13 protein-coding genes are annotated in these 22,457 nt (G+C 66.8%); 11 read left to right on the plus strand and 2 right to left on the minus strand.

What is annotated here, in order from left to right; translation table 11 throughout:
• Positions 1 to 12: 12 nt before the first annotated feature.
• Genes KA248_05260 through gloB form a run of 7 tightly spaced genes read left to right on the plus strand, consistent with a single transcriptional unit; the run spans position 13 to position 16,508 of the window.
• The gene (locus KA248_05260) at positions 13 to 8,862 is read left to right on the plus strand and encodes a LamG domain-containing protein (protein ID MBP7829304.1); all 8,850 of its coding nucleotides are present in this window, start codon (positions 13 to 15) and stop codon (positions 8,860 to 8,862) included.
• Positions 8,863 to 8,872: 10 nt separating this feature from the next.
• Complete coding sequence (locus KA248_05265) at positions 8,873 to 9,715, plus strand: hypothetical protein (GenBank protein ID MBP7829305.1); 843 nt, start codon at positions 8,873 to 8,875, stop codon at positions 9,713 to 9,715.
• Positions 9,712 to 10,158: a hypothetical protein gene (locus tag KA248_05270; GenBank protein MBP7829306.1), complete on the plus strand. Its 447-nt coding sequence runs from the start codon at positions 9,712 to 9,714 to the stop codon at positions 10,156 to 10,158. Before KA248_05265 ends, KA248_05270 begins: the two co-directional genes overlap by 4 nt.
• Before the next feature lie 29 nt (positions 10,159 to 10,187).
• A complete protein-coding gene (locus KA248_05275; GenBank protein MBP7829307.1) occupies positions 10,188 to 12,851 on the plus strand; it encodes a tail fiber domain-containing protein in 2,664 nt (887 codons plus the stop codon).
• Positions 12,848 to 14,800, plus strand: a complete 1,953-nt coding sequence (locus KA248_05280) for a VCBS repeat-containing protein (GenBank protein ID MBP7829308.1) — start codon at positions 12,848 to 12,850, stop codon at positions 14,798 to 14,800. The genes KA248_05275 and KA248_05280 overlap by 4 nt, the downstream gene beginning before the upstream one ends.
• A gap of 48 nt (positions 14,801 to 14,848) precedes the next feature.
• On the plus strand, positions 14,849 to 15,739 hold the full coding sequence (locus KA248_05285) for a DUF72 domain-containing protein (GenBank protein MBP7829309.1): 891 nt from the start codon (positions 14,849 to 14,851) through the stop codon (positions 15,737 to 15,739).
• Positions 15,717 to 16,508, plus strand: a complete 792-nt coding sequence (gene gloB, locus KA248_05290; protein ID MBP7829310.1) for a hydroxyacylglutathione hydrolase — start codon at positions 15,717 to 15,719, stop codon at positions 16,506 to 16,508. The genes KA248_05285 and gloB overlap by 23 nt, the downstream gene beginning before the upstream one ends.
• A gap of 42 nt (positions 16,509 to 16,550) precedes the next feature.
• Here gloB and KA248_05295 read toward each other — a convergent pair whose 3' ends face one another.
• Positions 16,551 to 17,636, minus strand: coding sequence for a formylglycine-generating enzyme family protein (locus KA248_05295; protein MBP7829311.1), 1,086 nt, complete (start codon positions 17,634 to 17,636; stop codon positions 16,551 to 16,553).
• A 22-nt stretch (positions 17,637 to 17,658) separates the two neighbouring features.
• Positions 17,659 to 18,747: an SUMF1/EgtB/PvdO family nonheme iron enzyme gene (locus tag KA248_05300; protein MBP7829312.1), complete on the minus strand. Its 1,089-nt coding sequence runs from the start codon at positions 18,745 to 18,747 to the stop codon at positions 17,659 to 17,661.
• A gap of 128 nt (positions 18,748 to 18,875) precedes the next feature.
• Here KA248_05300 and KA248_05305 point away from each other — a divergent pair, with 128 nt between their 5' ends.
• The 4 genes from KA248_05305 to KA248_05320 are packed head-to-tail and all read left to right on the plus strand — an operon-like array spanning position 18,876 to position 22,446.
• Positions 18,876 to 19,052 (plus strand): hypothetical protein, encoded by a 177-nt coding sequence (locus KA248_05305; GenBank protein ID MBP7829313.1) that lies wholly within the window; start codon positions 18,876 to 18,878, stop codon positions 19,050 to 19,052.
• A 3-nt stretch (positions 19,053 to 19,055) separates the two neighbouring features.
• Positions 19,056 to 19,793 carry a Sir2 family NAD-dependent protein deacetylase gene (locus KA248_05310; GenBank protein MBP7829314.1) on the plus strand — a complete coding sequence of 246 codons (738 nt, stop codon included), beginning with the start codon at positions 19,056 to 19,058 and terminating at the stop codon, positions 19,791 to 19,793.
• A gap of 58 nt (positions 19,794 to 19,851) precedes the next feature.
• Complete coding sequence (locus KA248_05315) at positions 19,852 to 21,069, plus strand: UDP-N-acetylglucosamine pyrophosphorylase (GenBank protein ID MBP7829315.1); 1,218 nt, start codon at positions 19,852 to 19,854, stop codon at positions 21,067 to 21,069.
• 21 nt (positions 21,070 to 21,090) lie between these two features.
• Positions 21,091 to 22,446 (plus strand): phosphoglucosamine mutase, encoded by a 1,356-nt coding sequence (locus tag KA248_05320; protein MBP7829316.1) that lies wholly within the window; start codon positions 21,091 to 21,093, stop codon positions 22,444 to 22,446.
• The last annotated feature ends 11 nt before the right edge of the window (positions 22,447 to 22,457 follow it).

A 22,457-nucleotide genomic window follows, 5' to 3' on the forward strand; every position in this document is an offset into this window, starting at 1 on the left:
TCGGAGCCACGCATGAAAACACGAATCCCGCGGTGTTCGCCACGATCCCGGATCGGCCTGTGGGGGCTCGCCCTCGGCCTGGCCTGCGCCGCGCCCGCGCGCGCGCAGACGGTGGCCGGCAACGACGCCATCCGGTTCCCCGCCGCCCTGCCGTTCGTCAACGGCCGGCCGGACCTCTCCTCCGTGCCCGTCCAGGCCGGCGGCCACGTGGGCGGTGTGTGGGCCACGAACAACCTCGGGGCGACCAACCTGGTGCTCAAGTCTTCCATCTTCGGCCACAACGTCGAGCACCTGAAGCCCGACGCCTACCTCGGCCAGGCGCTGAATCCGCCGGTAATGACGTCCGGCGCGGCCGTGGCCTGGTCGGCGATGACGAACGCCTCGCTCATCACGCCGGCCGGAAACGCCTTCTTCGAGCCCTCGGTCCGGACCCTCTACGCGGCCGCGGGCGGGGAGGTGGTGATCCGCTGGAAGTTCGACGACGGGACGGAGGTGGACACGACGTACATCGTCGAGGCGGCGCCCGCCGGGCGGCCCTACCGCGTGTACTGGACGGACCGCGGCGCGCCGAAGGTCAACCTGAACGGCAAGTTCGTCCGGTTCCACTACAACGACCAGGTCACGGCCCCGCAATGGGTCGTCACGACCAACGAGAACAACGTGGTCGTGAGCAACGTGCTCGCCGGGCTGTACATCGACGATTCCGGCGGCGTGAACGCCGTGGGCGGGCAGCAGGGCATGATCGTCATGCAGTACTTCAAGACCGGCATGTACAACGACCAGGTCAACACGGGCAGCGTGATCGTGATCGAGGTCATGCCGCCGGACAACCAGACCCTGGACGCCCGGCTCGGGGAGCGCCTGCTCCCGCAGGGCGGCTGGGCGGCCGTGGCCGAACTGACGCCGGAAATCACGGCCGGGCTGATGGGCGAGAACCCGTACCTTTACCAGCATACGTCGTCCGACGGCTCGCCCGTTCCGAAACAGGACTGGCTCTTCCCGATCCGGCGGTCGGTGGACGACCCCTGGAGCATCGAGGTCTACTGGAAGGTCGCCGACCTGGTGGGGACGCGGTGGTTCTACGAGGTCGACGACTACGCCGCGGAATGGCCGGAGTGCCGCAAGTTCGTGCGCGGCGACGGACCCGACTACGGCGCGGCGCTGTACTTCCCGTCGAACCTGACGCCCTCGATCATGGCTTACCAGGAGCCCGAGGACGGGTGCGCGACGCTGTCGGATCCCACCACGCTGGTCACGACCACCAACGAGGGCCGCTGCCTGGTGCAACTGCTGGGCGACGATGACAACGTCTGGTTCCTGCCGCTGGAGCTCATCACGAGGGAGTACCCGGCCTTCGATTTGAACCCGACCGAGTGGATGATCAGCCGCGAGATCCAGCCTTTTGCCACGACCCGGTCCATCCTGTTCCCGGAAGGGGAGGGCGCGCAGGCGGTCCTGGCGCCGTCGGGCCTGCCGCTGGCCACGAACTTCACGCTCGAATGCTGGGTCATGCCCGGGAACCTCGAGGACCAGACCAACACCGAGATGGCCGTCTTCGACAAGAATACGCCCGGCGGCCAGGCGTGGAGCAACCAGGTCCGCCTGGTCATCCAGTCCGGCTCCGCCGCCTCGGCCGGCACGCTGACGGCGAGCCTGGGCTCGGGCCGGACCAACTCGCCCTGGCTCGCGACGTTGACCTCGACCAACCGCGTGCAGTCCTTCCGGTGGTCGCACCTGGCGCTCGCGCTGCAGGGCCGGACACTGTCCCTGTACGTGGACGGCTCGCTGGGCGGCCGCGCGACCCTGGGCACGAACGGGGTCCTCCAGACCAACAGCTCGCCGATCTACCTCGGCAACCTCACCGGCACCAATAGCGCGCCGTTCGACGGCTTCATCGACAACATCCGCGTGTGGGACATCGGGCTCAACTCGACGCAGGTGCTGACGGCCATCGCGGGCAACCACCGCGGATACAACATGGCCACCCTGACGAACCAGGGCCTGAAGGCCTACTTCCCGATCAACGCGCTGGATTCGCTGGCCCACCTGCACGACCTGACGGGGCGGTACAACGGCCTGGCGACCAACCGGTGCTACCTTCCCGACGTCGGCGCGATCGGCATGAGCGATTCCGCGGCCTACTCGGAGACGCACGGCTACATCTACGAGTCGTTCGGGACGTCCTTCAACACGTCGCTCTACCACTACGCCAGCGTCTCCGACCCGGCGGCCGAGACCGCGATCTACGGCGTGAACACGAACAGCGACGTCGAAGTCTGGTGGAGCGAGAAGATCCAGTACCCGGGCATGCCGAGCCCCTTCTACATCCCCAACTGGGTGCAGCGCTACCGGAACGTCTGGCCCGCGTCCAACGAGAGCCCGCACATCGTGCTGGCCAGCGGGCAGGGCAGCCAGCAGGGCGGCCTGTACGAGCAGGGCTCCTGCGTGGTGTTCACCAACGACGGCCCCGCGGGCAGCGTGATCCTGCGCCACGACACGTACTTCGAGGGCGATTTCACCGTGGGGGCGTGGGTGTACCTGTATTCCCTGCCGGCCGCCGGGCAGATCGCCCCGATCCTTTCCTTCGGGAACGGCCCGTCGGACAGCGTGGACCGCGTGCACCTCGCGATCTCCTCGACCGGCACCCTCTACCTGGGCACCGCCGACGGCGCGACGCACGGGCTCGCCAGCGCGGCCGTGCCGTCGCCGACCGGCCGCTGGATATACGTCCTGGCCTCGCTGGACGGTTCCACGGCCACGCTCTACGCCGACAACCAGGTGCTGGCGACCCGGCCCGGCCTGCCCGTCCCGGTCGCCGTCCTGCGGACCAACTGTTACATCGGGTCCGACGACCTGGCGGAGCGATTCCACGGCAAGATCGATGAAGTCCGCGTGTGGTCCGCCGTGCTCGACGAGGACCAGCGGCACGCCGCGATGTACCACGTCGTGTCGGGGCTGGACGCCGAGGACCTGACGCTGCATTTCCCGTTCGACGCCTACAAGGGCAACCTGATTGTGGAAGAAATCACTGGCCGCAAGGCCCTGGTCTACAACGCGGTGCTCGAGGAGCCGGGCGCCCCGGCGGAGGGCTCGCGGATCTATAGCGAGGCCGAGCAGGCGGCCCTTTATTACCAGAACGACGCCGCCTTGCCGGGCTTCAACCCGAACGAGGAACACGCGATCCTGTACCGCGAGGACGGCGGCGACGTTGTGTATGCCTTCCGCGACGACTTGAACGCCGCGTTCCACCAGTCCGAGCCCTTCGTCCTGGTGAACTACATCGATCCCGAGACCGGGCGGCCGGCGATGGACGCCCTGCGGGTCGTGCGGACCAGCGAGGTGTACACGGCCTTCGCGGACGCCACCGAGGCCGGCCAGGCGCTCGAGGGGCCGGCCCCGCTGAACCGGGTGCCGAGTCACTGGACGGGCCGCGATATCCGCGAGTCCGGCCCCGCCTGGAAGGCGCGGGACAACACCTGGTTCGCCCTCGCCGGCGGCCTCGGGCCCACCGATACCGCCGCCGTGATCATGCACAATTACTATCCCATGCAGCCCGGCTTCTGGTTCCCCGGCGTGCCGACCAACCGGATGCCCGCGGAAGGCGAGGCGATCCCCTGGCTGCCGGCGCTCACGGCCCAGGACTACCAGCGGAGCAGCTACCCGACCAGCGGGATGCCGATCGCGGTGGACTGGACGATCACCTGGCCGGAGTCCATCCCGGTGCTGGACGCGGGCGACACGCTGATCGAGGCCCGGGACGACCTGCCGGACATCTGGAACCAGTTGAGCGTGGACGTGGTCTACCAGCAGTCCGCCACCAACGGCGGCGGCCGCAGCGTCTTCCTCTTCGACCCCGTGTGCGCGCGCGGGACGACCCTGACCAACTCGCTCGAGTCGTTCGGGTTCGAAACGGGCGGGGAGGAGCCGACGATCTACATGCGAAACGGCTACTACTACTTCTACGGCTTGCCGCCCGACTTGAGCGAGCGCTTCTATTTCAATCCCAACTTGAGCCGGAGCAACCTCGTGCTGATCGGCGAGTACGTCACGCCGCTGACCGGGAGCGGCTACCTGCTGGTCAACGAACTCGACGCCGGCGAGCGCGAGATACTGGTCGACCTCGTGGACACCGGCAACGCGCACCACGCCGACTGGGTCCGGGCCATCGGCCTGCTGGCCCCGGACGCAGTGGAAGTCGAAGCCAACGAGCCGTTCGCCGGCATCGCCCTGCACGCGCCGGGCGACGGGGCCGGGTACGTGAGCCTGGCCTTCAACAATGCCAGCAACCCGGCGATGGGCGTCAGCCAGGGCACGCCCATCAGCCTGTCGCTGATCCGGGTCTCGACCAACCTCGCCACGGGCCGGATCATCCCGATCGAGGACGGGTACAACCTGCTCTCCGAGCAGATGAGCCTGCTCATGAGCCTCGATTTCGCGGGCGAGCCGGGGAACTACGTGTTCGAGTGGCGCTGGACAGAGCCGAACGCCGACGGCACCACGCCCACCGACCCGCTGGCCTGCGAGATCTACACGAACGGGGTGGGCCTCAACAGCCTCATCCTCAACGGCCAGGCGCCGGAGGACCTGATCAACCGCTTCTTCGCCGTCCGCTACCGCGCGCAGTCGAACACGGTGATGCATGTCGTCGGCACGAACTGGAGCGAGTTCACGGAGTTCAGCCTGGCCGAGGGCTGGGTGCAGCGGATCCTCAACGCGCTGACGCCGTTCGAGCAGCGGATGCGCGACCTGTACAACAACCCGGTCGAAACACAGGTCAGCATGATCAGCCAGGCCGGCCCGCCTTACGAGGGCGACGTGGCGCTGAACCAGGAGAACCTCGACAACGTCGGGCTGATCCAGCTCTACCAGACCGTGCTCAACCGCGCGGAGCGGGTGCTGGACATGGCCGGGCTGCACGACGCGGCCGCCAACCAGCAACTCCTGCTGGCGGCCTCGCGCCTGAACGACCTCTACATGCTGCTCGGCAACGAGGCCTACGCCGACGCGATGGACCCGACCATCGGCTTCGGGTCCACCATGCTGGTGAACAACAGCACGCCGCTGAACGTGAATTACGGGGAATTGGCCTCGTCACTCTTCTGCTTCGACAACCAGACCGCCTCGCTGATCGAGGAGGAACTCGCCCTGTTGCGCGGGCGGGCCAACGCCTCGCTCTCGCCGGGCATGGGCGTGTCGCCGGTGTACAACCGCCTGTTCTGGAACTTCACCAAGGGCATCACGGCCGGCGAGGTGGCGTACGCCGTCAACTACGACATCACCGGGCACACCAACGCGATCATCGACGCGGTGACGGCCAAGCAGCGGTTCCCGCAGGGCCACGGCGACGCGTGGGGCTACTACCTCGACGCGCTGACGGTTTACTACAAGCTCCTGCGGCACCCGACGTTCGACTGGGGCGTGCCGTCCATCACGCCGATGCTGATGAACGACGTGACGATCGACGCCGATTACTTCGACGAGAAGAAATTCGCCGAGGCCGCTGCGGCCCTCGCGCGCGCGGGCGTGGACATCCTCCAGCGGACGTACCGGCAGAGCTACGACGAGTCCCAGGACGGACTGTTCCCCGGCTACGCGGACAGCAACACCAACCGGGCCTGGGGCGTCGGGCAGTGGGGGACCCGGATCGGCGTCGGCGCGCTGTGCAACTGGGCGGTCGGGAACTCGCTGCTGCCGGCGTCGGCGGACTGGCAGACCAACGTGGCCTCGCTGGTTCTGGCCGGGGCGGGCTACGCGCAGCTGCCGACCAACGCGTATTTCAACGGCGACTTCACCGTGGAGTTCTGGATCAAGACGGCGAACACCGGCGGCTCGGCCGAGATGGACCTGGCCCGGTTCTCCAACCTCGGGGGCGACAACGTGGAAATCAAGCTCCTGTCCGGCGTGGAGCCGGCCCTTCTCGTGGCGGTCACGAACACGTGGTCCGCGTTGTACAGCGGCGCCGCCATCGAGACGGGCGTGTGGACGCATATCGCGGGCGTGCTGGACGGGCACGTGGGCCGCCTTTACATCAACGGGCTGCTCGTGAAGGAGCAGGGCGGCATGGAGTCGCCGACGGCCATCCAGCTCCCGAGCTGCACCATGGGGCTGGGAGACGGCAGCGAGCTGGAAAACTACCACGGCCAGTTCTGCGAGCTCCGGGTCTGGAGCAAGGCCCGCACCGCCGGGGAGCTCACGGGCGCCATGCGCCAGCGCCTGACGGGCGCCGAGCCCGGCCTCGTGGCGTACTGGCCGGTCAACGAGGGCGAGGGGACGCTCCTGCTGGACCATGCCCCCGGCGGCCGCCACGCCCACGCCGTGGAGGCGACGTCCTGGACCAACGACGTCGTCACCCTGGCCGCGATGAACGAGTACGACGACCCCGGCATCCTGCGGATCGACCGCTCCACGGTCAGCGCGCTGGGCGAACTCGCGGCCAACCTGCGCTCGGCGCAGGCGGCGGTGGACAACGCCGACCGCGGCCTGAACCCGCTCGGCCTGGCCCGGACGTCCATTCCCTTCGACATCGATCCGCTCGACATCGACGCGGGCGGCTCGCACTTCGAGCAGGTCCTCGCTCGCGCCAAGACCGCGCTGAACAACGCCCGGACCGTGTTCGACGGCGTCCAGGACGCCACCCGCCTGCTTCGGCAGCAGCAGCAGAGCGCCAACAACTTCCAGGCCGCCGCCATCAGCCAGGAGGCGGATTACACGCGGCGCATCATCGAGATCTACGGCTACCCGTACTCCGACGACATCGGCACGGGAAAGACCTATCCCCAGGGTTACGACGGCCCGGACCTTTACCACTACATGTACGTGGACATGAGCGCCCTCGGCTGGAGCACGGAGGAGGTCGAGCCCATCGCCGCGCGGACCTACGAGTTCATCGGCGACGGGGCGGAGTCCATCCTCAACGTGTACGGGTTCGCGACGAACGAGCCGCCCGGCGAGGAGGAGGAGGGCGTGACGAACATGATCACGTTCCACTACGCCGACAACGGGTTGCCGTGCAAGCCGACCGAGTGGACGGGGACCCGGCGCGCCGAGGGCCGGCTGCAGATCGCCTACGCGGAGTTCCTGAAGCAGTGGCTCGCCTATCTCCAGGCGCTGGAGACCTACGAAGCCAAAACCGAGTACCTGATTGAAATGGTGGACTGGTACGTGCAGACCTTCGCGCCGTACAAGGACGCCGACTACGCCAACAGCGTGGCCGTGAAAACACTGAAGGAGGCCCACAGCACGCTCTCGTCCATCGCGAAAATCAAGAAGCTCGTGCACAAGTGGAAGGAGGAGGTTCATAAAGGCAATGTCCAGGTCTCCATCAGCGCCCAAATCATGAATCAGATCATGGGCGTGGCCAGCGGGGGAGACATCTTCTCCCTGTTGCGGTCCGTTATCGTGGGCACGGGCAAGGCGATCGAAGCGGCCATGGGGGTCAAGCAGTACATCCTCGACATGATCGTCATCGCCGACAAATGGCTCGTGGAGACGACGGAGTACGGAGCCGAACTGTCCAAGCTGACGCACGAGTGGAAGCTGGAGGCGATCGACCAGGAAACCGAGCTGGGCGAACTGGTCCGGGCGCAGTCCCAGCAACTGGCGGCCACCAAGGTCGCCTACCAGGGCCTGCTCCAGGCCTGCCAGAACGCGCTGGCCATCGAGCAGGAAGGGCAGCGCCTGCTGGCGAGCCGCCAGCGGGACCGGCTGGAGGTCGCCAATCGCGTGGCCTCGATGCGGTACAGCGACATGGCGTTCCGCCTCTTCCGCAACGACGCCTTGAGCCGGTACAGTTCGGCCTTCGAGCTGGCGGCGATGTACACGTACCTTGCCGCGAAGGCCTACGACTACGAGACGGGCCTCCTGCCCGCGGAGTCGGCCACCGATCCCGGCAGCCGGTTCCTCGGCGACGTCGTGCGCGCGCGGACGATCGGCCGGATCGTGGACGGCGAGCCGCAGGTCGGCGGGCCCGTCGGCGAGCCGGGCCTGGCGGATATCCTGGCCCGCATGAGCGCCAACTGGACGGTGCTGGACGGGCGGCTGGGCTTCAACAATCCGAGCTGGCGACGGACGTGGTTCTCCCTGCGCACGGAATTGTTCCGTATCCTGCCGGGCGCCTCGGGCGACGCCGCGTGGCGCACGGCGCTGAACTCGTACAAGGTGGACGACCTGTTCGCCGTGCCGGAATTCCGCCGGTACTGTATCCCGTTCGCGGCCGAGGGCGGGCTGCGGGCGAAGGAGCCGGCCCTGGTCATCCCGTTCAGCACGACCGTGGATTTCGGCCATAACTTCTTCGGCCGGGTGCTGGCCGGCGGGGACCACGCCTTCAGCTCGACCGAGTTCGCGACCAAGATCCGCAGCGTCGGCATCTGGTTCAGCAACTATGCCGCGAACGTGTCGTACCCGGTGGGCCTGGCGAACACGCCGGAGGCCTACCTGATCCCCGTCGGCGTGGACGTCATGCGCTCGCCCTCGGACCTGACCGGCAACACGCTGCGCTCGTGGCAGGTGCTGGACCAGGCGATCCCGGTGCCGTACACCATCGGCAGCGCGGAGATCAACGAGGCCGACTGGATCCCGCTCTACGACTCCCTGCCCGATCCGCTGGCGGAGATCCGCCGCTACAGCGCCCTCGGCGCGTTCGACGACACCGGCGTCTGGGGCGACTCGCGCATCAACTACAGCAGCCGGTTGATCGGCCGCTCCGTCTGGAACTCCCAGTGGTACCTCATCATCCCCGCCGGTTCGCTCAACGGCGACCGGTCCCTGGCGCTGGAGATGTTCATCAACGGCCGGACCGGCGACGGCGAAGGGGTCAAGGACATCAAGCTGCTGTTCGAAACCTACTCGTATTCGGGAAACTGAAGAGGCGAACATGAAACTGGTAACCGCTGCATTCCTGCTGATCGCGACCCTGGTGCCGGATTCCGGCGCGATCCCGCCGCTGCCTTCGTTCCGGTACTACGGGTTGCTGACGGACGAGTACGGCTGGCCGGTGACGCTGGACAAGGACGTGGAGATCGTGCTCGACGTGGACACCAACGAGTGCGCGCGCTTCACGGTGAACGAGCAACTGGGCGACGGGATCAACTATATCCTCGAAGTGCCGGTGGACTACGCGAAGAGCATGCGGTACGCGTCGTACGCCGCGCGTACCGGCGACACGGCCGCCATCAGCGTCTACCGCGGCGGCGAGTTCCAGCCGCTGATGAACACGTCCTCCGTGCCCGTGGTCGGGGCCGCGGGCGATGCCGTGCGCCTCAACCTGGGCATGGGGACGGACGAGGACCACGACGGCATGTCGGACCTGTGGGAGACGCAGTTGATCATCTGGAACTCGGGCGGGCAGTTTTCCGACATCAGCGAGGTCCTGCCCGGCGACGACTTCGACGGGGACGGCGTGCCGAATATCGATGAGTTCAACGCCGGGACGGCCCCGGAACTCGCGGGCGACGTGTTTCAGGTCTACAAGTGGATGTGGACGGCGGATAACCTGCTCGCCGTGCGCTTCCTGACCGTCCAGGGCACCACCTACGAAATCAAGTCCGCGCCCGCGCAGGTCCAGGGGCAGGGGATGCAATGGACCTCCACGCCGTTCCGGGTCGTCAGCACCGGCGGCGACAGCAACCGCTACGTGGCCACGTCGTCGGGGTGGAAGTACTTCTACGTCGAGCCGCGCGAGGACATGAAACTGATCCGCCTGGAGGTCGTGAAATGAGGCCGGTGGCGCGATGGGGGATCGGCCTGGCGGTCCTGCTGGCCGCGGCCCGGGCCGGCGCGGACACCTGGACCAACGCGGCGGGCGATATCCTGGAGGCCGAGGCGGTCGAGTGCGACGGGCGGACCGTGCTGTTCCGGCGCCCGGGCGGGCAGGAGGTGCGGCTGCCGCTCTTCAGCCTTGCCGAGAACGAGCAACGGCGCGTCCGGGAACTCTTCAACGGGCCGCTGGTCCCGGCCGACGTCCGCCCCGCGTTCGACCAGGCCGCGTTCCAGCTCGAGCGAGCGCGCCTCCTGCTTTCGGAGCAACAGATCGACAACCGGGAATACGCCGCGCGGCACGACCAGGTCATCCGGACGTTCGTGAGGGCCTGCGCCGCGCTGTCCCATGCCGAGAACAGCGGGGAGGTCCGGCAGTGGGTGGAGCGGCTGGAGGCGCGGTGAGCGGGAATGAGCAAACAGGAGAACCAACCTTGAAAACGCGCACATACATCTGCATGGCCGCGCTGCTCCTCGGGGCGGCGGCCCCCGCCGGGGCGCAAGCGCCCTCCATCCTGAACTACCAGGGCCGGGTCGCCGTGGGCGGAACGAATTACGACGGCTCGGGCCAGTTCCGGTTCGCGCTGGTGAACGGCGCCGGGACGACCACGTACTGGAGCAACGGCGTCAATGCCGTGACCACCACGGTGACCAAGGGCCTGTACTCGGTGCTGCTGGGCGATACGAACGAGGCGAACATGGGCGCCATGACGGCGGCCCTCTTCACCAATTCCGACGTGCGCCTGCGCGTCTGGTTCGCGCCCCAGGGCTCGACGCCGCAGCTACTCTCGCCCGACCAGCGCGTCGCCGCGTCCGGCTACGCCCTGGTGGCCGCCAACGCCGATAACGCCCGGACGGCCGGGGACGCCGACGAATTGGACGGGCAGCACGGCTGGTATTACCTGAACGCCGCGAATACGACCGGCACGGTGAACGACGCGCGGCTCTCCACCAATATCCCGCGTCTCAACGCGTCCCAGAACTTCAGCGGCGCGAACCACTTCCTTTCCACCGTGGGCATCGGCGTGACGAATCCGCAGAAGCGGCTCGAGGTGCGGGCGACCTCGTCGGCGGACGGGGTCCGGGTGGACGGCATCGGCGTGCCGGCCGGCCTGCAGTGGTGCACCAACGGAACCATGCTGTGCGAGCTCGGCGTGGCGGCCGCCGCCCACAACTACAGCTCGGACGCGGCGCCCGGCGACGCGGTGTTCCGGTTCGGCCGGCTGCTGGTGTTGAGCGGCTCCGGGGCCGCCGGCCTCGTGGTGGCCACCAACAATTACGTCGGCATTCACAAGACCAGCCCGGCTACACCGCTCGATGTCAACGGCACCGTGACGGCAACCGCCTTCGCGGGCAGCGGGGCCGGGCTCACGGGTGTGAACGCCGACCAGGTGGACGGACTGCACGCCGCGTCCTTCGCGCAGTTGACTTCCAGCCCGACGTTCACCGGCACGGTGCACGCCGCCGGATTCGCGGGCGGCGGTGCGTCGCTGACGGGCGTGAATGCGGACCAGGTGGATGGCCTGCATGCCGCGTCCTTTGCGCAATTAAGCTCCAGTCCAACGTTCACGGGCACGGTCCATGCCGCCGGCTTTGCCGGGAACGGCGCGAGCGTGACCGGCGTGAACGCGGACCAGTTGGACGGGCAGCACGGCTGGTACTACCTGAACTTCGCCAACATGACGGGCGCGGTGACCGACGCGCTGTTATCCACCAACATCCCGCGCCTCAACGCGGCCCAGAACTTCAGCGGGGCCAACCACTTCCTTTCCAGCGTGGGCATTGGCGTGACCAATCCGCAGAAGCGGCTCGAGGTCCGGGTCACGAGCGCCGCCGACGGCCTCCGCGTGGACGGCGCGGGCGCCGGGGTCGCCCCGGCCATTTCCTTCAGCACCAACGACACCGTGCACGGGGAACTCGGCCAGGCGGCGGCGGGCGGACAATACAGCACGGACGCCGCGGGCGGCGACTTCGTGATCCGCAACAACAGCGGCAAGGTGCTCATCCAGAACGGCGGCGGCGCCTCGGCCCTGGCCGTGTGGACCAACAACTACGTGGGCATTCACAAGACCAACCCGTCCACGGCCCTCGACGTGAACGGAACGGTGACGGCTACCGCGTTTCATGGAGACGGCTCCGCGCTCACGAACCTGAACGTGAGCACGCTGGACGTGTGGGGGAAAACAATGATCGTGGGGCAAAGCTGGGGCGACGGGCCGTTTCAGGTGTACGGCTCGAAATGGGTGACGGACCAGACGAACGCGAACTTCGGCTGGTATTTAAGCGGATGGGGCGCCTGGCAATCCTTTACCGCGGGAACCAACGGCACCTTGGCCGCCGTTCAGGCGTATGTCTATTCCTATACCGGCGGGCTGTGGACGGCCACGTTAAGCATCTACAACGGCGAGGGCGCCACCGGGGCCGTGCTTTGCTCCCAGACCGTCGGCGGCGACCACGTGAATCAAGCCCGCACGTTCACCCTCGAATCGCCTGTTTCACTCATTGCCAGCAACCAGTACACCTTCTACTTTCATAACTACTCCGCCGAGTTGACGGTGAGAGCCTCGACCAACGTCTACGCGAGAGGCCGATCCAGTTACTCGGTTGATTACGATTACCACTTCTCCACCTACATGATCCAGACGGCGGAGGTGGCGGCGCTGGTCGTCCAGCCGAACACGCTCAACGTCGGGATCGGCACGACCAACCCGACCAACAAGCTGCACGTGGTCGGCACGGTCCAGGCCACGGCGTACCTCACCTCCAGCGACAGCGAGATGAAGGAGAATTTCCGGCCGGTGGACGCGGAGGTTATCCTGGACGGTGTCTCGGCGCTGCCCATGGCGACCTGGAACTTCAAGGACGACGCGTCCGGCACGCACCTGGGCCCGATGGCCCAGGATTTCCACGCGGCCTTCGGCCTCGGCAATACCGAGCGGGGCATCTTCACCGTGGACGCCGACGGCGTCGCCCTCGCCGCCATCCAGGGCTTGAACCGGAAACTGGAGGCCGCGTTGCAGGCGAAGGAGCGGGAGATCGCGGAACTTCATCGGCGCGTGGAACAGTTGGAGAAGCTGTTGCCTTCGGCTAATCCATGATCGCGATGCGACAGAGCTTGGCCGTCCTGGCGGCGCTGTTCCTGTGCGCCGCCGCGGCGACCGGCACGCGCACGGGCGGCGTCTATGCGGTGACCGCCGACACGCTGGACGGCGGCGGACAGCGCGCGGCGGGCGCGGCCTATGTCAACGACGCCAGCATGGGAGCCATCGGAGACCTTGCCGGGAGCGGGACCGTTCTGAAAGGCGGCTACCCGGGCCAGCTCATGGACCTGGCCGGCGTGAACGTGAGCGTGACGCCGATCCCGATGGACGAGGGGACGACCGGCCAGGTGGCCGCGGTGGCGCGCTGGGATGACGATACGGTCTCGCCGCTCGGCAGCAACGATGTCCAGTGGGCCAGCCCGGCCTATCCTTTCGCCAGTGTTACGCCCGACGGCCGGCTCGTGGCCGCCATCGTCTATGCCGATATCCGCACGGCCGTCACGGGGCTCTACTTCGGCCTGGCGGGTTCCGCGACGCAGACGGTCATGGACGCCGATTCGGACAACTTCGGAATCTACGCCGGCGACGACATCAAGGATTCGTGGCAGGTCGAGAACTTCGGCGCGGACAACCCGGACGGCCTGGCGGACGCCGACCCGGATGGCGACCGGCGGGACAACCGGAACGAGTACGTCACCGGCACGCAACCCGACGACGAGGGTTCCTTCTTTAAGCTGTGGAACGAGCGGATCGAGCAGGTGACCACGCAAGGCGACGTGTTCTATCATCCGCGGCTGGATAGCCGGACGTATGACGTCCTGCGATCCACGGCCCTGCTGGCCCCCGACTGGAGCGATTCGTTCGCCTATTCCGAGTCCCTCGCCGGCGCCACCTGCACCGTGCGGGACCTGGACCTCGCCGCCGACGCGACCTACTACCGCGTGCGGGTCGAAATCATCCCCACCAACTGCGGCGAGTTTGCCCTGGCCTATCTCCCGACGCTCTGGGACCAGCGCGGTTATGCCCTCGCGCTGGCGGACTTCAACGAGGACGGCACGCTGGACATGTTCGTGGGCTACAACGGGCCGGCGCAGATCCTTCTCGTGGCGACCAACGAGGGTTTCTATCCCGTTGTGACCGACAGCGGTCAGCGGCTCGGTACCGGCACGGTGTACGGCGCCGCCGCGGCCGACCTCAACGGCGACGCGCGCGTGGACGTGCTCACGGCGGGCCCGGACGGCGCGCGCATCTGGTACAACAGCGGCAGTGCCGTGTTCACCGGCGGCCTGTACGCGGCGACGAACACCTATTGCACCGCCGTCGCGGTGGGCGACCTGAACGGCGATACGAACGACGACCTGTTCATCTGCCGGGGCAGCGCGGCGTTCGGGTTCAAGAACCTGGTGCTGACCAACAACCGGTCCGGCGTATTCGCGCCCGTGGACCAGTCGGCGTTCATCCTGGACCGCAGCTACGGCGTGGCGCTGGGGGATCTCGACAACGACGGGGACCTGGATGCGTACGTCGCCAACAGCGTCGCGAACCGGTGCTACCGGAACGACGGCCGCGCCCGCTTCACCCTCTGGGGGACGGACAGCCGCGTGGACGACAGCCGCGGCACGGCGATCGCCGACCTGAACGGCGACGGCTGGCGGGACGTGGTCGTGGCGAACGCCTGGCCGGGTCCCGGCATCGTGTATCTTAATCGCACGAACGGCGTGCTGGAGGCGTATCCGCTGGGCGCGGACTCGTCCGACGGCACGGGCGTGGCCGTGGCGGACCTGGACGGCGACCTGCGGCTCGATATCGCCATGTCCGGCTGGGAGGACAACACCGTCTGGTTCGGCCTCGACGGCACCAACTTCGCCCGGAGCAGCCAGTCCCTTGGCAGCGAGCGGGGGCAGGCCGTCGCGGTCGGAAACATCAACCGCGAGAGCGCCTTGGACCTCGTGTTTGTCCACTACGACTCGACCAACACGCTCTGGCTCAACCAGTGCGAGCCGTAGACTTTTTTCGCGGGCATCCGCCGGCCGAACGCCCTATACTCGGATCGCATGACCGAGGCCGCGGGCAGCATTCACGTGGGGGTGGCCGGCTGGTCCTACCCGGATTGGGAGGGCTATGTATACTCCCGCCGGGAAAAGGACAAGCTGCGGTTCGTCGCGGGCTACCTCGACCTGATCGAGATCAACAGCACCTTCTACCGCCCGCCCGCCGCGAAGACGGCGGCCGCCTGGGCGCGGCAGACCGCGGACCTCCCGGATTTCTTTTTCAGCGCCAAGTTGCACCGCGACTTCACCCACGAGGGGCGGTTCTCGGAAGCCGCGGCCCGCGCGTTCCTCGACGGGCTGAAGCCCATTTCGGACGTCGGCCGGCTCCGGCACCTCCTCGCCCAGTTCCGGTACGATTTCGCGGACTCGCCGGATGCTCGAAAACGGCTCCGGTCCATTGCCGGATCGTTCGGCGGCGCGGCCGTCCTGGTCATGGAAATGCGGCACCGATCCTGGCAGGCCCCGGCGAACCTGGAGTTCCTGGCCGGGCTGGGGGTGACCGTGGCGAACCTGGACTATCCCACGGGCCGCGACTCGTTCGACCTGCGCGAATGCCGGGTCGGTGAGCATGGGTATCTGCGCCTGCACGGACGCAACCGCGCGGCGTGGTTCGACCGCCAGGCCGGGCGGGACGAAACCTACAACTACCTCTATTCCAAAACAGAATTGGAGGACATCCGCGCCCGCGCCGTCGCGCTGGCCAGGACGTTCCGGTCCCTGACGATCGTGGCCAACAACCACTACCAGGGCAAGGAGCTGGCCAACGCGTTGCAGCTCAAGGCTATGCTCTCCGGCCGGAAAGTTCGCGTGCCGCCGGATCTTCTGCGACAATACCCCGAACTGGCGGAAATCGCCCGCGAAAGGAATCCCCATGACGAAGGCGCGCTGTTTTGAGTATCCGCTGCGCGACGCGCTCGTCGTGATCGTACCCGTGCTGGGCGACAACTTCAGCTACCTCGTCGCCGCAGGCGGCCGGGCCGCGGCGGTGGATCCGGCGGATGCCGCCCCGTTGCTCGATCAGGTGAAGGCTCGGGGCCTGAAGCTGGACCTGATCCTCAACACGCATCACCATTTCGACCACGTCGCCGGTAACGAGGAACTGAAGGCCCGGACGGGCTGCCGGGTGGCGGGGCCCGGCGACGTTCGCATCCCCGCGCTCGATCGGGCCGTGGCGGACGGGGACCGTCTCGCGCTGGGGCCCCTCACCATCGAGGTCGTGGGCACGCCCGGCCATACCCGGAATCATCTCTGCTACTACCTCCCGTCGGGCCCGGCCCTGTGGACGGGCGACACGCTCTTTACCGGCGGTTGCGGACGGCTGATCGAGGGCGGCTCCGCGACCATGTGGGGGTCGTTGCATGCGCTTTCGCTGCTGCCCGACGATACGCTGGTATTCTGCGGCCACGATTACGCGGTCGAGAATCTCCAGTTCGCGGCGGAACTGCAGCCCGACAACGAGGAGATCCGCCGGCGGCTGACCGACCTCCAGGCCCGCGCCCGGGAGGGCCGTCCCACCGTGCCGTCCACGCTTGCCGAGGAAAAGGCCACGAATCCCTTCCTGCGGTCGGACGCCCCCGAGCTTCTCCAACGGCTGGGACTGACCGGCCTGGAACCGGCGCGGGTCTTCGCCGAATTGCGGCGGAGGAAAGACGAGTACCGGTAAGCTGTTCTTGAAGACAGGATGCCCTCGTCCCGCGGCAGCTTATTACGGATTGATAAGCACCACGGTCCGTAGTCCCACGTCATTGCCTTCGTAGTCAATGAAGTTGCCCCAGCGATGGCCCACGCGGCATCGGTCGGCGTAACTGCCCCAATGGCCGCCGCGTACCATGCGGCCGATGCCGACGGTGTCCGGGTGCCAGTCGAAGACCCATTCCTCGACGTTCCCCGCCATATCGTAGAGTCCGTATCCGTTCGGCGCGAAACACCCCACGGGACTCGTGTACGGGGTGGGATCGTTGTCGTAATCCGGATGATACTTGTACGTCGGGCTGGTATCATAGGGGATGTCGTACATGTTGCTTCTGTAGTTCGACCGCGCATGCTGGATGGTGTCGCCCCAGGGGAAGCGGCGGCTTGACAGCCCGCCGCGCGCGGCATACTCCCACTGGTCCGCCGTCGGCAGGCGGTACCCGTTGGCCGACGGCTTGACGAAGGGTTCCGGTTCCAGGCCGGCCTTGTAGACCCAGGTGAACGCCGCGTCTGTGTAGTAGGCCGGTTCCCGGCCTTCCTTCTGGCTGCGTGCGTTGCACCACTTCACGCAATCGTACCAGTCCACCCAGTACACGGGGTGATTGGTGGCCTTGCCGCTCCCGCTACGGAACGAATAGCCGTTCGTGACCGCCCACGCGCGCACGTCGTTCCACAAGGCCAGCGTCACCTCGTACTGGTCCATGCAGAACGACTCCACGGTCAGATTGTAGGTCTCGGGGTAAAGCGTGCTGTGCGATTCGCCCGCCGCCAGCAGGTTCGTCCCGGAAATCATGCCGCCGGGGAGTCGAGTCATGTTTGTAGGCACGGGACAGACTGCGACCCGGAAGAAGCGCGGCACGGTCGACGCCATGGTGGTTCCGGTCGGCGCCAGGCCGCACCCCGTGTCATACCAGACAGAGGACGTTGGACTGCAGGCCCATTCGATCCGGTACTGCACGACACCGTTGGTGGCATGGGTCCAACGCACCGTGCCGTGGCTGAAGGACGACTCAACGATTTCCTCCGTAGCCTGGACCACGGTTGGCCCGAACACGAAAAGGGCCAGAAGCCCGCCTCGAATCAATGACGCTGTCTGCACGATCATTTCCTCAACACGTTCACTACGGCACGCTTCGGACCGTGCGGAAACCCGTGTCCATGTCGGCCGTGTACGCATCCCCGCTGGTCATGTGGCCGACCCGAAGTAATTCGGCGCGATCAACGCAACTGCCTCCTCGAACACTGTGGAGCCGTGTGCCGGTGCCCGGAATAAAGGTATAGACTCGCTCGCTGACATTGCCTGCCATATCGTACAGGCCGTAAGCATTCGGCGCAAAACTGCCTACCGGCAACGTGGGTGGAGACGGTTCGCTGGTGCCTGGGTGCAGCCCCCTCGTTGGGCTCGTATCGTACGGATACACGTTGGTGCTGTAGTAGTTTGCCCGTGCATGCTGAATCTCATCGCCCCAGGGAAACCGCTGGCTTTGCAGCCCGCCCCGCGCAGCGTATTGAAACTCCTCGTCGGTCGGTAACCGGTATCCATTCGCCGATTCGTCAACATACAGGTTTGTGCACCAGACACTCCTGAACACGGCCGTCAAGGAGGCGTTTGTGTAATAGACCGGATCAAGCCCCGCCTTCTCGCTGCGCGCATTGCACCATTTCACGCAGTCATAAAAAAACACTTCGATCATGGGGTGGTTCAGTGGCTTGTCAGGCAGGCCTGGAGGTACATAGATGTAATAACTGTTGCTGACGGCCCAATCGCGAACCTCGAACCACAGGGCCCGGGTCACTTCGTACCGATCCATGTAGAAGGAATCCACGGTGTGGCTGTACGTCTCGGGATACCAGGTGTTGGTCGTCTCCAGCGGGGCCAGCGGATTGGTACCGGAAATGACCCCGCCGGGTATCAGGACCATGGACTCGGGGACCATCAGGCGGGCCTTGACCCGGAACGCCATCGGGACCGGGGCGGTCATGACCGTCCCGGTCGGCGACAGGGTGCACCCGATATCGCTCCAGTTCTGATCGCCGGGATCGGTGGCCCCCTGGAGGCGGTATTCGATGATCCGGTTGGTCGGATAACTCCACTTGAGGGTGCCGCGGTGGGAAAACGAAGTGAGGGACAGTTCCTGCGCCCCGGCCGTCGCCATCAAGGCCAGCAGGCCCGCGAGCGCCGCGCCCCCGCCCGGAGATGCCGAGCGCATCGTACCAATCCTCCTCTCTATAAAAGTTTGACGCCGCGGAAAAAAATATGTCAAGCCCCGTATCCTGTTTTTTTCTCTGGCTCCCGCGGCGGGGCCGGGCATAATCGGACCGTTTTCAGGAGGATCGCATGAGCAAGAATATGATTATCGCCTTGGTCTTGATGGTCGTCGCGGTTGTGATCTTCATCGTCAACCGCGAGAAGACGAGCGTGGACCTGCTGTTCACGACCATCAACCAGGCCAAGTCCTTCGTCTTCCTCGGTTTCACCGCGCTCGGCGTCGTGATCGGCGTGCTGCTGAAGTAATCCATGCACCCGGCGGCGGATCCCATCCACGCGGCGGCGGACCTTGTGCGCGGGGCCCGCCGGATCGCGGTCCTGACGGGCGCCGGCATCTCGACGCCGTCCGGCATTCCCGATTTCCGCTCGGCGGACGGGCTCTACGCCGACGAGCGCAACGCCAACGTGTTCGACATCGGGGAGTTCCACCGCCGCCCGGAGCATTTCTACCGCTTTGCCCGCGAGTTCTACCCGATGCTGGAGCGGGCGCAACCCAATACCGCGCACCGGGCCCTGGCGGCCTGGGAACAGGCCGGGAAGGAAGTCCATGTCGCCACGCAGAACATCGACGACCTGCACCAGCGCGCGGGTTCGACCCGCGTCTATCCGGTTCATGGAACGGTGGAGACCAGCACGTGCCTTGAATGCGGCGCCGCACGCCGCACGTCGGAACTGGTCCCCGAGATCATGGCGGGCCGCGTGCCGCGCTGCGGCTGCGGCGGGGTGTTCAAACCCGACATCACGTTCTTCGGCGAGCAACTCCCGGAGGCTGCGTGGAACCGGTCGGTCGAGGCCATGCGCGGCGCGGACCTGGTCCTGGTGATCGGAACGAGCCTCGCGGTGTACCCGGCCGCCTCGCTGCCGGATTACCGCGGGCCGGACGCCGCCCTGATCGTGGTCAACCGGGATCCGACCCCGCTGGACGGCGCGGCAGACGTGGTGTTGCACGGGGACCTGGCGGAAATGTTCGGGCGATTGGAGGCATGATTCTGCTTGAGATACCGGCCCGGCCGCCTTTAAAATACTCACACTTTTGGAGAACCCCATGGACCCCAGCCCAGCGGTAAAAAACCTGTTGCAACGCGGCGTCGTCATGCCCTGTCCGGCCGCGGTCGAGGTCGGCGACGATGTACACCCGGAGCGCATTGCTCCGGGTGTCGTGCTTCATGCGGGCAGCGCCGTGCGCGGCGCCGAGACGGCGATCGGCGCCGGCTCGGTGATCGGCGGCGAGGCGCCCGCGACGGTGGAGGATTGCCAGCTTGGAAAGAAAGTGGCGCTGAAAGGCGGCTATTTCTCGGGCGCGACGTTCCTGGACGGCGCGAACATGGGCAGCGCGGCGCACGTCCGGCCGGGCACGCTGCTGGAGGAAGAGGCCAACGGCGCCCACGCGGTCGGCCTCAAGCAGACGATCTTCCTCCCCTACGTCACGGCCGGCAGCCTGATCAATTTCTGCGACGCGCTGATGGCGGGCGGCACCAGCCGGAAGAATCACAGCGAGATCGGCTCGTCGTACATTCATTTCAACTTCACGCCGCACCAGGACAAGGCCACGCCGTCGCTGATCGGCGACGTGCCGCGCGGCGTCATGCTCGACCGGCCGGCGATCTTCCTGGGCGGGCAGGGCGGGCTGGTCGGCCCGGTGCGGATCGCCTTCGGCACGGTGATCCCGGCGGGACAGATCTGCCGGCGGGACATTCTCGAGGAAAGCCGGCTCTACGCGGGCGCGCCCGCCTCCGGCGACGGCGGGCTGCGGCCGTACAGCGCGCAGATGTATCGCAGCATCACCCGCGTGGTGAGAAATAATATGATCTACATCGGGAATATCTGGGCGCTGCGGCGCTGGTACGAGCAGGTCCGGAAACCCTGGATGACCGGCGACCCGATCGCGCAGGCCTGCTACGAGGGCGCCGTGGCGCGCTTGGACGAGGTGCTGGAGGAGCGCGTCAAGCGCCTGGGCGACCTGGCGGGCCGGATGGCGAAATCGCTGGAACTGGCGAAGAAGGATTCCTTGCCCGAGCCCGTGCTGGCGCGCCAGCGCGAGCTGATGGAGCGCTGGCCGGAGTGGGAGGGCGTCCTGAAGCGGGGGCCGGGGGAGGGGACCGGCGCCGCGGAACGCGATGCCTTCCTGCAGGTGTGGAGCGCCGCGGATCGGGGCGCGGGCTATCTCAAGGCGGTGGCCGCGCTGCCGGAAAACGCGCGCCGCGCCGGCTCGGCCTGGCTGCAGGCGCTGGTGGACGAGATGTCGGCTTTGTGGAAAGACTAGACCCAACCCAGGAGAACGACCATGGCAAGGCTATTCGGGACGGACGGCGTGCGCGGGGTGGCCAACGTCTACCCCATGACGGCGGAAATGGCGCTGGAACTCGGGCGCGCCACGGCCTACGTATGTAAACGGCACAAGAAGACGGGCCCGCACCGCATCGTGATCGGCAAGGATACCCGGGTCAGCGGCTACATGCTGGAGACCGCCCTGACCGCCGGCATCACCTCGATGGGCGTGGACGTCCTGCTGGTCGGGCCCATGCCGACGCCGGGCATTGCGTTCATCACACAGAGCATGCGCGCGGACGCCGGGATGGTGATCTCCGCCTCACACAATCCCTTCGAGGACAACGGCATCAAGATCTTCTCCCGGGATGGCTTCAAGCTGCCCGACGCCGAGGAGGACGAGATCGAGCGGTTGATCACCTCGGGCGAGATCAAGAACATCCGCGCCACGGCCCACGACATCGGCAAGGCCCATCGCATCGACGACGCCATGGGGCGGTATATTGTCTTCTGCAAGAACACCGTGCCCGAGGACGTGAGCCTGGACGGGCTGAAGGTCGTGCTGGACTGCGCCAACGGGGCCACCTACCGCGTCGCGCCGATCATTTTCTGGGAACTGGGCGCGGAGGTCACGGCCATCCATTGCGAGCCTGACGGCACCAACATCAATGCGAACTGCGGCTCGCAGCACACGCAGGACCTGTCGGCCAAGGTGCGGGAGATGAAGGCGGATGTCGGCCTGGCGTTCGACGGCGACGGCGACCGGCTGATCGCCGTGGACGAGAACGGCGAGGAGATCACCGGCGACCACATCCTGACGATCTGCGCCAAGATGCTCAAGGAGAGCGGCCGGCTGACGAACAACCTCGTCATCTCGACGGTCATGAGCAATTTCGGGTTCGGGCTGGCGCTCAAGGAGTTGGGCATCCAGCACGGGGCGGCCAAGGTGGGCGACCGGTACGTGCTCGAGATGATGCAGCAGAAGGGCGCCGTGCTCGGCGGCGAGGCCTCCGGCCACATCATCCTCCTCGAGCACCACACCACGGGCGACGGGATCCTGTCCGCGCTGCAACTGCTGACCGCGATGCGCCACCAGGACCGCAAGCTCTCCGAACTGGCGACGCTGATGAAATTGTTCCCCCAGAAGACCATCAACGTGGACGTGGCGAAGAAGCCGCCGCTGGAGGAACTGCCCGACGTGCAGGCCGCGATCAAGACGGCCGAGGCGGAACTCGGGGACAAGGGCCGGGTCCTGGTCCGCTATTCCGGCACCCAGTCCATGTGCCGCGTGATGGTGGAAGGTCCGAACGACGAAACCGTCAATCGATTGGCGAAGACGCTGGCGGACCAGGTCAAGAAGAGCATCGGCTGATTCGAAAAAGG

Source organism: Kiritimatiellia bacterium (assembly GCA_018001225.1).
In the GTDB taxonomy this organism is placed as follows: domain Bacteria; phylum Verrucomicrobiota; class Kiritimatiellia; order CAIQIC01; family JAGNIJ01; genus JAGNIJ01.